Genomic DNA, 12,252 nt, shown 5'->3' on the forward strand with positions numbered 1-12,252 from the left:
CGGCGTGAACCGCCGGGACTAGGGCGGCGCCACCTCGCACTGCACCCCCGCTTCTGCCAGCAGCACAGGGAAAGGCTCGGGCGGCGCCTGGTCGGTGAACAGCCTGTCGACCTCGTCGAGCCGGGCCAGCTTGACCATGGCCGGCCGGTTGAACTTGGAGTGATCGGCCGCCAGCCACACCTGCCGCGAGTGCTCGATGATCGCCCGCGCCACCGTGACCTCGCGGTAGTCGAAATCACGCAAGGTGCCGTCGTCCTCGATGCCGGAGATGCCGATCAGCCCGATGTCCACCTTGAACTGGCTGATGAAGTCCACCGTGGCTTCGCCGACGATGCCGCGGTCGCGGGAGCGCACGACGCCCCCTGCCACGATGACCTCGCAGGCGGGGTTGTCGCTCAGGATGGCGGCGACGTTGAGGTTGTTGGTGATGACCCGCAAGCCCTTGTGATCCATCAGCTCGCGAGCCACCGCCTCGGCCGTCGTGCCGATGTTGATGATCAGCGAGCAGTCCTGCGGCACGACCGCCGCGATCGCCCGCGCGATGCGCTGCTTGCTGTGCTCGTTGAGCTGCTGGCGCTGCCGGTAGGCGATGTTTTCCGTCGTCGACGTCGGCATGCGCACGCCGCCATGGAAGCGCGCGAGCAGGCCTGAAGCGGCGAGCTGCTTCACGTCGCGCCGCACCGTCTGCAGCGTCACGCCGAACTTTTCGGCCAAGGCCTCCACGGAGACCGCGCCGCGGTTGCGCACCTCCTGGATCAACAAGGCCTGTCGGGGGTTGGGGGTCATGCGCGCAAGGCGGGAGGTCAAGTTGGGGAGGCGAGCGTAAACGCCCGGCCGGAAGTGCCATAGCGGGTGCATCCGCTCTTGCGCAGCGTTCGTTTGTGGCATAAAAAGAAAAGCTGCGAACGCAGACGAACAAAAACGAACTTGCAAAAGCGTTTTTATCGCGCCTGAGCGTGCGGCCATCCACAACGATCGGAGACAGCTTGAACGACTCCTCGGCGAGCGCGACACCCACGGTCGCAGTGCCCACCCTCTCCGATGCGGCGCTGGCGTGCGACGTGCTCATCGTCGGCGGCGGCATCAATGGCGCCGGTATCGCGCGCGACCTGGCCGGGCGCGGCCTGTCGGTGGTGCTGTGCGAGAAGAACGACCTGGCCGCCCATACCTCGTCGGCTTCCACCAAGATGATCCACGGCGGCATCCGCTACCTGGAGTACTACGACTTCCTGCTGGTGCGCAAGGCACTGGCCGAGCGCGAGGTGCTGCTGCGCAGCGCCCCGCATATCATGCGGCCGCTGCGGCTGGTGGTGCCGCACGACCCGAGCATGCGGCCGGTGTGGATGATGCGCATCGGCCTGTTCCTCTACGACCATCTCGCGCGGCGCGAGTTCCTGCCCGGCTCACGCACCATCCGCCTGCGCGGGCACCCACTGGGCGCGCCATTGAACCCGCGCTATTCGCGCGCCTTCCTGTACTCCGACGGTTGGACCGACGACGCCCGGCTGGTGGTGCTCAACGCGCTGGATGCCGCCGAGCGCGGCGCCCAGGTGTTGCCGGGCTGGCGCTGCACGGATGCCCAGCGCGACAACGCCCATTGGCAGGTCACGCTTCAGGACGGCGCGGGCAACACCCGCCCCGTGCGCGCTCGCGCCCTCGTTAACGCCGCAGGGCCGTGGGCCGCCCAGTTCCTCAGGGAGCATGCGCACGCGAACGCGTCCATGATCAAGCCACTGCGGCTGGTCAAGGGCAGCCACATCGTGGTGCCCAAGCTGTTCGACCACGACCATGCCTACGCGCTGCAAGGCGCCGACAAGCGCGTCATCTTCATCATTCCCTACGAGGGCGACTTCACGCTCATCGGCACCACCGACGTCGAGCACAAGGGCGCGGTCGGTGACGCGAAGATCGACGACGACGAGATCCGCTACCTGTGCGAACAGGCGAGCCGCTACATGGTCAAGCCGGTGGTGCCGAGCGACGTGGTGTGGAGCTACTCCGGCGTGCGCCCGCTGATCGAGGATGACGCCGAAGACCCCTCGGCCGTGACGCGCGACTACCTGCTCGAACTCGACACCGACCGCGCGCCACTGCTGACCGTGTGGGGCGGCAAGATCACGACCTTCCGCAAGCTGGCCGAGGATGCGGCGGACGGGCTGTGCAAATGCCTGGGCGTGAAAAGCGCCGCGTGGACGGCGGGCACCTACCTGCCCGGTGGCGACCTCAGTGCCTGGATCGGCCCGGCCGCGCGGCCCGACGTCGACTTCGCCCGCTTCGAACAGAAGCTGGGGGAGCGCCACCCGGCGCTGCCAGCCACACTGCGCCATCGGCTGGCTCGTGGCTATGGCGCTCGCATCGACAAAGTTCTGGGGGCCGAAGGCCTGGGTGAAGAGGTCGCACCGGGCTTGCACGAATGCGAGCTCGTCTACCTGCATGACCACGAATGGGCACGCACGCCCGATGACGTGCTGTGGCGCCGCACCAAGCTCGGGTTGCACCTGACCGAAGCACAACGCCAGGACGTCGCCCGCTGGTGGGCGGCGCGATGGCCGGGCGAAACGACAACGACCCCCACCGCAGACAGCGTGAGGACGACGACATGGAGTTGACGCTGGAGCGGGTCGACAAGGTGGTGGGCCCCGAGACCCATCTCTACCCACTGGACCTGAAGCTCGTGCCCGGCGCCGTCACGGTCCTGCTCGGCGCCACGCAGGCCGGCAAGACGACGCTGATGCGGTTGATGGCGGGGCTGGATGTGCCCACGCATGGCCACGTCCATGTGGACGGCAAGGACGTGACCGGCATGCCGGTGCGCCAGCGCAACGTCGCGATGGTCTACCAGCAGTTCATCAACTACCCGTCGATGAGCGTGTACGACAACATCGCCTCGCCGCTCAAGCTGCGCCGCGAGAAGAACATCGCCGGCCGTGTGCAGGCCCTGGCCGCCAAGCTGCGCATCGAACCCTTCCTGTCGCGCCTGCCCGCGGAGCTTTCCGGCGGCCAGCAACAGCGTGTGGCACTGGCCCGCGCGCTGGCCAAGGCCGCACCCTTGATGCTGCTCGACGAGCCGCTGGTGAACCTGGACTACAAGCTGCGCGAGGGACTGCGCGACGAGCTGACACAGCTCTTCGCCGACGGCGACTCCACCGTCGTGTACGCCACCACCGAGCCCACCGAGGCCCTGCTGCTGGGCGGCTATACCGCCGTGATGGATGCCGGCGAAGTGCTCCAGCACGGCCCCACGGCCGAGGTGTTCCACCGGCCGCGGTCGATCCGCGTCGCGCGCGCCTTCAGCGACCCGCCGATGAACCTGATTCCCGGCACCGCCGCCGCGTCGGGCGTGAGCCTGCCGGCGGGTGTACAGATCACGGTCTCCCTGCCCGCCGCCCGCAGCGCCACGCTGACCGTCGGCGTGCGCGCCAGCGCCCTGCACGTGCAAAGCCGCCCCGGCGACGTGGCGCTGCCCGGCACGGTGGAGCTGGCAGAGATCTCGGGCTCCGACACCTTCGTGCACGTGGACACGCCGGTCGGAGAACTCGTCGCCCAACTGACCGGCGTGCACTTCTTCGAACTGGGCGCCAGCCTCACGCTGCATCTGAGCCCGGCCCAGGTCTACGTGTTCGACGCCAGCGGCGCGCTGCTGCTGGCGCCGGCCAAGGAGCTGACCTGATGGCCCGCATCGAACTCGACCTGGCCCACGCCTACCGCCCCAACCCCCAGGCGGATGAAGACTACGCGCTGCTGCCGCTGAAGATGGTCTTCCGCGATGGCGGCGCGTATGCGCTGCTCGGTCCCTCGGGCTGCGGAAAGACCACGCTGCTCAACATCATCTCCGGCCTCGTCACGCCGTCGCAGGGCACGGTGCAGTTCGACGGCATCAACGTCACGCGGCAGACGCCGCAGCAGCGCAACATCGCCCAGGTGTTCCAGTTCCCTGTCATCTACGACACGATGACGGTGGCCGAGAACCTGGCCTTCCCATTGAAGAACCGCGGCGTGCCGCGCGACAGGATCAAGCAGCGCGTGGGCGTCATCGCCGAGATGCTGGAGCTGAGCGGCCAGCTCGACATGCGTGCTGCCGGCCTGGCGGCCGACGCCAAGCAGAAGATCTCGCTCGGCCGCGGCCTGGTGCGCGAGGACGTGAGCGCCGTGCTGTTCGACGAGCCGCTCACCGTCATCGACCCGCACCTCAAGTGGCAGCTGCGCCGCAAGCTCAAGCAGATCCATCACGAGCTCAAGCTCACGCTGATCTACGTCACCCACGACCAGGTCGAGGCGCTGACCTTTGCCGAGGAAGTGGTGGTGATGACGCGCGGCCGCGCGGTGCAGATCGGCACGGCCGGCCAGCTCTTCGAGCGCCCGCAGCACACCTTCGTCGGGCATTTCATCGGCTCGCCGGGCATGAACTTCCTGCCCGCCGACATCGTGCCCGGCGCTCCTGCCGGCGCGACGATGCTGGGTGTGCGCCCCGAGTACGTGACGCTGGCAGAACCCGGTGCGGCCGGCGCATTGCAGGCCGTCGTCACCCAGCGGCAGGACGTCGGCACCTACTGGCTCGTCACCGCCAGGTCGGGCGACAGCGTGATCCGGGCGCGCCTCAGCCCCGACATCACGCCCGCCGCCGTCGGCGCGACCGCGTGGTTCAGCGTCAAGGGCAGCCACACCTGCTACTACAAGGACGAGGAGCTGATGGCATGAAGCCGGTCAACCAGAAGGCGTGGTTCCTGATCCTGCCGGTCATCCTGTGCGTGGCGTTCTCCGCCATCCTGCCGTTGATGACGGTGGTGAACTACTCGGTGCAGGACATCATCTCGCCCGAACGCCGCGTGTTCGTCGGCACCGAGTGGTTCAAGGCGGTGATGCGCGACGAGGACCTGCAAGGCGCACTGCTGCGCCAGGTGGGGTTCTCGCTGTCGGTGCTGCTCGTGGAGATCCCGCTGGGGATCTGCCTGGCGCTGTCGATGCCGGCCCAGGGGTGGAAGTCTTCCGCGGTGCTGGTGCTGGTGGCCATCTCGCTGCTGATCCCGTGGAACGTGGTCGGCACCATCTGGCAGATCTACGGCCGCACCGACATCGGCCTGATGGGCGCGGCGCTCGCCTGGCTGGGCGTGGAGTACAGCTACACCGGCCATGCGACCGACGCCTGGCTTACGGTGCTGGTGATGGACGTGTGGCACTGGACGCCGCTGGTCGCCCTGCTGTGCTTCGCCGGCCTGCGCGCCATCCCTGACGCCTACTACCAGGCCGCGCGCATCGACGGCGCCAGCAAGCTGTCCGTCTTCCGCTTCATCCAGCTGCCCAAGCTGCGCGGCGTGCTGATGATCGCCGTGCTGCTGCGCTTCATGGACAGCTTCATGATCTACACCGAGCCCTTCGTGCTGACGGGCGGCGGCCCGGGCAATGCCACGACCTTCCTGTCGCAATACCTGACGCAGAAGGCGGTGGGCCAGTTCGACCTCGGCCCCGCCGCCGCCTTCTCGTTGATCTACTTCCTCATCATCCTGCTGCTGTGCTTCATCCTCTACAACTGGATGCAGCGCGTGGGCACCACCAGCCCGCAAGGAGCCTCCCATGGATGAACGCCGCTTCAGGAAGCGCTCGATCTTCCTGTTCGCCTACCTGCTGTTCGCCATCCTGCCCGTGTACTGGATGGTCAACATGTCGTTCAAGACGAACACGGAGATCCTGTCGACCTTCAGCATGTTCCCGCGGGACTTCACCTGGGAGCACTACAAGACCATCTTCACCGACGAGAGCTGGTACTCGGGCTACATCAACTCGTTGATCTACGTGGCCATCAACACGGTGATCTCGCTGCTGGTGGCCCTGCCGGCGGCCTACGCGTTCAGCCGCTACAGCTTCCTCGGTGACAAGCACGTCTTCTTCTGGCTGCTGACCAACCGCATGACGCCGCCGGCCGTCTTCCTGCTGCCCTTCTTCCAGCTCTACACCACGCTGGGCTTGATGGACACGCACATCGCCGTGGCGCTCGCGCACCTGCTGTTCAACGTGCCGCTGGCGGTCTGGATCCTGGAAGGCTTCATGAGCGGCATCCCGCGCGAGATCGACGAGACGGCCTACATCGACGGCTACTCCTTCCCGCGCTTCTTCCTGACCGTCTTCGTGCCACTCATCAAGGCCGGCGTGGGCGTGGCGGCGTTCTTCTGCTTCATGTTCAGCTGGGTGGAGCTGCTGATGGCCCGCACGCTGACGAGCGTGAATGCCAAGCCCATCGTCGCGACGATGACGCGCACGGTCAGCGCCTCCGGCATGGACTGGGGCGTGCTCGCCGCCGCCGGTGTGCTGACCATCGTGCCCGGCGCGATCGTCATCTGGTTCGTGCGGCACTACATCGCCAAGGGCTTCGCGATGGGCCGCGTCTAGCGCCCCGCGATCGACCGAGAGGAGACAAGCATGTTCGAGTGGATGGCCTGGACGCTGCCGGTGGCAGTGTTCTTCTGCAGCATCGTGCTGATGCTGATCGGCATGACGGTCTGGGAGCTGAAGTCACCCACCACCAGCCGCCGCGGCTGGCTGCCGATGGAGACGACCCGCGGGGACCGCCTGTTCGTCGGCCTGCTGGCGGCGGCCTACGTCAACCTGGCCTTCGTCGCCTTGAGCGAAAAGATGGTCGCCTGGTTCGGCCTTGTGGACGAACCCTCCATCTGGATCAGCTTCGTGCTCTCCATGGCACTGCTCGCGCTGATCATGCGGAAAGGCTGAAACGCGTTTTTCGAAAAGGCGGCCGGCCATCTCTTCCCGACCGGCATGCCAGTGCAAGCAATGGGAAGCCATCTCAGGAGACAGACATGAAATTGCGCTTGAATGCCGTGGCCTTTGCCGCTGCTGCTCTGGTTGTGGGTCAGAGCGCATGGGCCGGCGAGGCCGAAGCCAAGAAGTGGATCGACACCGAGTTCCAGCCCTCCACGCTGAGCAAGCAGCAGCAGGCGGCCGAGTTGAAGTGGTTCATCGACGCCGCCAAAAAGCTGCAGGCCAAGGGCGTGAAGGAGATCTCGGTCGTCTCGGAGACGATCACCACGCACGAGTACGAATCCAAGACGCTCGCCAAGGCCTTCGAAGAGATCACCGGCATCAAGGTCAAGCACGACCTGATCCAGGAGGGCGACGTCGTCGAGAAGTTGCAGACCTCCATGCAGTCGGGCAAGTCCATCTATGACGGCTGGATTTCGGACTCCGACCTGATCGGCACGCACTACCGGTACGGCAAGGTCATGAACCTGACCGACTACATGGCCGGCAAGGGCAAGGAGTGGACGAACCCCGGGCTGGACCTCGCCGACTTCATCGGCACCAGCTTCACCACCGGCCCGGACAAGAAGCTCTATCAGCTGCCCGATCAGCAGTTCGCCAACCTGTACTGGTTCCGCGCCGACCTGTTCGCCCGGCCAGACCTGAAGCAGAAGTTCAAGGCCAAGTACGGCTACGAGCTGGGCGTGCCACTGAACTGGAGCGCCTACGAGGACATCGCCGACTTCTTCACCAACGACGTGAAGACCATCGATGGCAAGCCCATCTACGGCCACATGGACTACGGCAAGAAGGACCCGTCGCTCGGCTGGCGCTTCACCGATGCCTGGCTGTCGATGGCCGGCACGGCCGACATCGGCATCCCCAACGGCAAGCCGGTCGACGAGTGGGGCATCCGCGCTTCGCCCGACGGTTGCACGCCCCTCGGCGCCAGCGTCTCACGCGGCGGCGCCACCAACTCGCCCGCGGCCGTCTACGCACTCACCAAGTACGTCGACTGGATGAAGAAGTACGCCCCGAAGGAAGCCACCGGCATGACCTTCGGCGAGGCCGGCCCCGTGCCGGCCCAGGGGCAGATCGCCCAGCAAATCTTCTGGTACACCGCCTTCACGGCCGACATGACCAAGCCCGGCCTGCCGGTGGTCAATGCAGACGGCACGCCCAAGTGGCGCATGGCCCCGGGCCCGAACGGCCCGTACTGGAAGCAGGGCATGCAGAACGGCTACCAGGACGTGGGCTCCTGGACCTTCTTCGAGGCGCACGACGCCGACAGGACCGCCGCCGCCTGGCTGTACGCGCAGTTCGTGACCGCCAAGACCGTTTCGCTGAAGAAGACCATCGTGGGCCTGACGCCCATCCGCGAGTCCGACATCCGCAGCAGCGCCATGACCGACCTGGCACCCAAGCTCGGCGGCCTGGTGGAGTTCTACCGCAGCCCGGCACGCGTCGCATGGACGCCGACCGGCACCAACGTGCCCGACTACCCCAAGCTCGCACAGCTCTGGTGGAAGAACGTCGCCGTCGCCGTGACGGGCGAGAAGACCCCGCAAGCCGCGATGGACAACCTGGCCGAGGAGATGGACCAGGTCATGAGCCGCCTGGAGCGCGCCGGCATGGCCCGCTGCGCGCCCAAGCTCAACAAGAAGGAAGACCCGAAGAAATGGCTGTCCGACAAGGGCGCGCCGTGGCAGAAGCTCGCCAATGAGAAGCCCAAGGGCGAAACGATTGCCTACGACACGCTGCTGAATGCGTGGAAGTCGGGCAAGGTGCGCTGAGCCTCATTGCCGCGCATCCGTCACGGTAGCGACCGCGCGTCAGACCCGGCCGAGCGCCGGGTCTGTTTGCTTTCTCTCATTGCAAAAGCGCGCTGAGCCACTTCGGGCACTGCCCGCGCGGCCGGGGCCACGGGCCGGGGGCCAACCGCGCCGGCGCCGACAACGCGGAGTTGTCCGACACCCGGCCGGCCGTCGCTGGCCTACGGTGGGCGTTCAACACTGTGGGACTCCCCATGTCGGATGGCATCAACACCAGCGAGACCGATGAAGTCCGAGACCGCGCCAGGAAGTTCGGCGTCACTCCTGGCGAACCCGAGGTCGCGGTGAAGGCGGTCGACAACGAGGCCACGGCCGAGGAAGCCCACCTCAAGTCAAAGCGGTGATGCGGTGCGGGTGGCGACCTGGAACATCAACAGCGTGGTGCGGCGCACCGACCAACTGCTCGACTGGCTGGCGCGAACGCAGCCCGACGTCGTCGCCCTGCAGGAGCTGAAGGCCACCACGGAGAACTTCCCCGTCCAGGCGGTGAAGGATGCAGGCTATCGCTCACTGGTGGTCGGCGAGCGCAGCTGGAACGGCGTCGCGCTGCTGTCCCGCCATGAACTCGTTCCCGTCATCAAGGCCTTGCCGGGCGACGCGAGCGACAAGCAGGCGCGCTACCTGGAGGCCGCCATCAACGGCATGTTGTTCGCCTGCCTGTACTTGCCAAACGGCAACCCGCAGCCTGGCCCCAAGTTCGACTACAAGTTGCGCTGGTTTGAACGACTGAAGAAGCGCACAGCCGAACTCTTCGCGACCGGCCAGCCCGTCGTGCTGCTGGGGGACTGGAACGTCGTCCCCACCGACGCTGACATTTACAAACCCGACAGCTGGCGCAAGGACGCGCTGCTGCAGCCCGAGTCGCGCCAGGCGTTTGCCGACGTGTTGGCCCAGGGGTGGACGGATGCCATCAAGGCGGTTTATCTCGACAAGGTGCCGTTCACGTTCTGGGACTACTTTCGCAAGCACTGGGAGCGCGATGCAGGCCTGCGCATTGACCACATCCTGGTCAGCAGCGCCCTGCGGGTGCTGGACGCCGGCGTGGATCGCGATGAACGCGGTGCCGAGCACCCGAGCGACCACGCCCCCGTCTGGGCAGAGATCGAGCTGGCTGAGAAGCGTCGCAAGAAGCCGGCGGCCAAGCCGGCGGTCAAGCGTGCGGCGGCGAAGAAGTCGAGGCCGGCCCCGAAGCCCTCCGCGCCAAGCGACGCCCCTCTGGCGGGCTGACCGAGTGTCTTGTCAGCCAGTTCTTTGTCCCCCCGCTCTACCTGCTGCTGCCGTCCTCGGCGCACTGACCAGCGCCGGCCGCGCCGTGGCATTGCCAGTGCCGCCGATGGATAAATCTGCTGAAGGTCTATGTGCTGGCGTTGGCCAGAAGCTTCGGCGTCGAGGATGTATTCCGAGCAGTGGGCGCAATGACAAAAGAAAAGGGGCGCTCGATGCGCCCCTTTGTCTGCCGTGTCTTGGACTTTATTTAAAATGATCGAAAAATTTAAGAGTGTCAGACATTGCCCCTGCGGAGAGAAATTTCGAAAGACTGTCAAACGGCCTGAGTTTGACATCTTTGAGCAGGCGAACAAAAACAAAGATTGTCAGTGCCCGGTTGGCAGCGAACTCGGTCACTGGGGGCGGGGCGTCGTGTGACCGGTTCTGAGCCGGGTTCGGTCTTCCAGGTGCCGGCCGCCTGAGGTTCTGAGTGGCTGGTCTGACTGCATGAGCGGCCGTTCGATGCTGCTGGCTGCGCTTACTACGCCCGAATGACCGCTCCCGCGTCCAGCGACCGTCTCAAATCGACCCCCAGCAGCCGGTGGGCCTGCGGAATTCAGCGCCACAAAGCAGTCGCCGACCTACGCCCAATAGCAATCCAGCGATTGGGGGGAGCAAACAGGACGACCGGAGGCGCTGGCGAGCGAAACCTGACAACGCTTCGAATTAGACCGAAGTCCTGAGTTGCTGAAGCGCGCCCAGAGCCATGGCTCGGAAGTGGAAAACAAGCACGTCGATGGGTTCGACGAATCCCGAATGCGTCCAATCCTTGGCGAGTTGATAGAGCGAGCCGAGCAGAGCCCGAGCGAGCATCCGTGGGTGCAAAGTGGCGTTCTTGCCCACAGCCAGATCGGCGAAGACCAGACGCTCTATCAACGCGGTGGTCTTGTCTAGCTCGGCGCCGTACCGCTCATCCACATAGGTGCTGACGCCTTCGATCTCGATCAGAGTCACACGCGCAACTGCAGGGTTTGACAGGATGGCTGCGAAGTACGACCGCGCAGCGGCCTGAATCCGCGCGGCCGGCGTCGGCTCGCAGGCCTGAACGGCCTGAAGAGCAAGCATGCGCATGTGTTCCATTGCTTCCCCGCACGCGTCGCAAAGCAACACCTCGTTGCTGGCGAAGGACTCGTAGAAGTAGCGCGGGGTGAGGCCTGCCTGCTCACACACGGCGCGCACGGTCGCCGCCCGAAATCCGACAGTGCCATAGACACCGATGGCCGCGCCGATCAAGCGCCGCCGTCGATCCTCGAGCCGTTCATGGTGGGAGCTGCCTGCATAGCGGCGCTCGCCATTGCCGCGCGAGTTCTCTCGTTCGACGTTTGCAGACCGATCCCTTGACTTGCCTTTTTCCATGTCTCGATCTTATGGCTTCATGCCTGGCCCCTGGGCGACGGGCATCGTTTTGCCTGGAGCCTGCTCCTGTCGAAGGGCAATGGTCTGGCACTTGACTGCGATGCCTGTGTCGTCGCACAATCTGATAACCGTCATTATCAGATAGTTCGAAATCTTTAGCGTGTGGAGACAGAATGACACGACGAGACGTCAAGTTCCGTTCGCAGGGGCAGGAATGTGCAGGATGCTTCTATCCCGCTGCAGCCGAAGCGACCAACCCGAGACCCTGCGTCGTGATGGCTCACGGCCTTGGTGGGATCAAGGAAATGCGGCTCGGTGCCTATGCGGAGCAGTTCGCCGCGGCCGGCTACCACACGCTGGTATTCGACTATCGCCACTTCGGAGCGAGCGACGGGCAGCCGCGCCAGTTGCTGGACATCAGCAAGGAACTGCAGGACTGGCAAGCAGCCATCGCGCATGCGCGCACCCTGCCCGAAGTCGATGCGAACAAGATCGCGATCTGGGGCTCGTCGCTCAGCGGCGGTCACGTGCTTGCGACGGCCGCCCGGGAACCTGAGCTGGCCGCGGTGATTTCTCAGGTCCCACATTTCAGCGGCGTTGCCGGCGTGCTGGCGCTGGGCTTCATGCCGTGCGTTCGCCTGACATTCCACGGCATCTATGACGCTTTGCGAGGCCTGCTCGGAATGCCGCCACACTACGTACTGTCCAGCAATGAGCCGGGCAAGCTGGGGCTGATGACAGGCCCCGGCGATGACGAGGGCTATCTGAAGCTTGTCCCGCCAGGCCAGCCCTTCGACCAGCGGGTGGCGGCGCGCTTCGCACTATTCATCGGTCTGTATTCACCGGGTCGCCATCTGGCCAAGTTGACCATGCCCAATCTCGTGCAGGTGGCCATGGAGGATCGCGTCACGCCGCCAGGTCCCGCGATCCGTGCAGCAGCCAACTCGCCCCTCACTACGCTCAAGCGGTACCCAAAAGGGCACTTTGAACCGCCCCGGGAATCGCGGAGGCCCGTTGGTTTAAGTCAGACGGTCGCGGCCTGACCAGC

Annotated in this window: 12 protein-coding genes; 10 read left to right on the forward strand and 2 right to left on the reverse strand. The window is 65.6% G+C overall.

All coding sequences use genetic code 11. The features are described from left to right. Positions 1–18: 18 nt before the first annotated feature. Positions 19–786: a DeoR/GlpR family DNA-binding transcription regulator gene (locus ASD35_RS09250; RefSeq protein WP_056874551.1), complete on the reverse strand. Its 768-nt coding sequence runs from the start codon at positions 784–786 to the stop codon at positions 19–21. Positions 787–986: 200 nt separating this feature from the next. On the opposite strand from ASD35_RS09250, the gene glpD reads away from it, so the two are divergent. The 9 genes from glpD to xth all read left to right on the forward strand — a co-directional run bounded on the left by glpD (position 987) and on the right by xth (position 9,809). Then, positions 987–2,609 (forward strand): glycerol-3-phosphate dehydrogenase, encoded by a 1,623-nt coding sequence (gene glpD / locus ASD35_RS09255; protein WP_369819197.1) that lies wholly within the window; start codon positions 987–989, stop codon positions 2,607–2,609. After that, on the forward strand, positions 2,600–3,670 hold the full coding sequence (locus tag ASD35_RS09260; RefSeq protein ID WP_056874552.1) for an ABC transporter ATP-binding protein: 1,071 nt from the start codon (positions 2,600–2,602) through the stop codon (positions 3,668–3,670). Before glpD ends, ASD35_RS09260 begins: the two co-directional genes overlap by 10 nt. Beyond that, positions 3,670–4,698, forward strand: coding sequence for an ABC transporter ATP-binding protein (locus ASD35_RS09265; protein ID WP_056874553.1), 1,029 nt, complete (start codon positions 3,670–3,672; stop codon positions 4,696–4,698). The genes ASD35_RS09260 and ASD35_RS09265 overlap by 1 nt, the downstream gene beginning before the upstream one ends. Then, entirely contained in the window at positions 4,695–5,579 is an 885-nt protein-coding gene (locus ASD35_RS09270; protein ID WP_056874554.1) for a carbohydrate ABC transporter permease, read from the forward strand. Before ASD35_RS09265 ends, ASD35_RS09270 begins: the two co-directional genes overlap by 4 nt. Further along, a complete protein-coding gene (locus ASD35_RS09275) occupies positions 5,572–6,384 on the forward strand; it encodes a carbohydrate ABC transporter permease (protein ID WP_056874555.1) in 813 nt (270 codons plus the stop codon). The genes ASD35_RS09270 and ASD35_RS09275 overlap by 8 nt, the downstream gene beginning before the upstream one ends. A gap of 30 nt (positions 6,385–6,414) precedes the next feature. Beyond that, a complete protein-coding gene (locus ASD35_RS09280; protein WP_056874556.1) occupies positions 6,415–6,723 on the forward strand; it encodes a DUF2160 domain-containing protein in 309 nt (102 codons plus the stop codon). A gap of 86 nt (positions 6,724–6,809) precedes the next feature. Further along, complete coding sequence (locus tag ASD35_RS09285; RefSeq protein WP_056874557.1) at positions 6,810–8,543, forward strand: ABC transporter substrate-binding protein; 1,734 nt, start codon at positions 6,810–6,812, stop codon at positions 8,541–8,543. 233 nt (positions 8,544–8,776) lie between these two features. Beyond that, entirely contained in the window at positions 8,777–8,926 is a 150-nt protein-coding gene (locus tag ASD35_RS27075; protein ID WP_157275446.1) for a DUF3606 domain-containing protein, read from the forward strand. 10 nt (positions 8,927–8,936) lie between these two features. Further along, positions 8,937–9,809, forward strand: a complete 873-nt coding sequence (xth, locus tag ASD35_RS09290; protein WP_235538279.1) for an exodeoxyribonuclease III — start codon at positions 8,937–8,939, stop codon at positions 9,807–9,809. 705 nt (positions 9,810–10,514) lie between these two features. Here xth and ASD35_RS09295 read toward each other — a convergent pair. Further along, a complete protein-coding gene (locus tag ASD35_RS09295) occupies positions 10,515–11,204 on the reverse strand; it encodes a TetR/AcrR family transcriptional regulator (protein WP_082580020.1) in 690 nt (229 codons plus the stop codon). A gap of 173 nt (positions 11,205–11,377) precedes the next feature. On the opposite strand from ASD35_RS09295, the gene ASD35_RS09300 reads away from it, so the two are divergent. Next, on the forward strand, positions 11,378–12,247 hold the full coding sequence (locus ASD35_RS09300; RefSeq protein WP_082580021.1) for an alpha/beta hydrolase: 870 nt from the start codon (positions 11,378–11,380) through the stop codon (positions 12,245–12,247). The last annotated feature ends 5 nt before the right edge of the window (positions 12,248–12,252 follow it).

It is taken from the genome of Pelomonas sp. Root1444, assembly GCF_001426885.1.
Taxonomy (GTDB): domain Bacteria; phylum Pseudomonadota; class Gammaproteobacteria; order Burkholderiales; family Burkholderiaceae_C; genus Pelomonas.

What these genes read in the sequence shown, in the direction of transcription:
- ASD35_RS09250 (WP_056874551.1), bottom strand. Translation starts at nt 786, where the DNA reads ATGACCCCCAACCCCCGACAGGCCTTGTTGATCCAGGAGGTGCGCAAC.
- ASD35_RS09260 (WP_056874552.1), top strand. Translation starts at nt 2,600, where the DNA reads ATGGAGTTGACGCTGGAGCGGGTCGACAAGGTGGTGGGCCCCGAGACC.
- ASD35_RS09265 (WP_056874553.1), top strand. Translation starts at nt 3,670, where the DNA reads ATGGCCCGCATCGAACTCGACCTGGCCCACGCCTACCGCCCCAACCCC.
- ASD35_RS09270 (WP_056874554.1), top strand. Translation starts at nt 4,695, where the DNA reads ATGAAGCCGGTCAACCAGAAGGCGTGGTTCCTGATCCTGCCGGTCATC.
- ASD35_RS09275 (WP_056874555.1), top strand. Translation starts at nt 5,572, where the DNA reads ATGGATGAACGCCGCTTCAGGAAGCGCTCGATCTTCCTGTTCGCCTAC.
- ASD35_RS09280 (WP_056874556.1), top strand. Translation starts at nt 6,415, where the DNA reads ATGTTCGAGTGGATGGCCTGGACGCTGCCGGTGGCAGTGTTCTTCTGC.
- ASD35_RS09285 (WP_056874557.1), top strand. Translation starts at nt 6,810, where the DNA reads ATGAAATTGCGCTTGAATGCCGTGGCCTTTGCCGCTGCTGCTCTGGTT.
- ASD35_RS27075 (WP_157275446.1), top strand. Translation starts at nt 8,777, where the DNA reads ATGTCGGATGGCATCAACACCAGCGAGACCGATGAAGTCCGAGACCGC.
- ASD35_RS09295 (WP_082580020.1), bottom strand. Translation starts at nt 11,204, where the DNA reads ATGGAAAAAGGCAAGTCAAGGGATCGGTCTGCAAACGTCGAACGAGAG.
- ASD35_RS09300 (WP_082580021.1), top strand. Translation starts at nt 11,378, where the DNA reads ATGACACGACGAGACGTCAAGTTCCGTTCGCAGGGGCAGGAATGTGCA.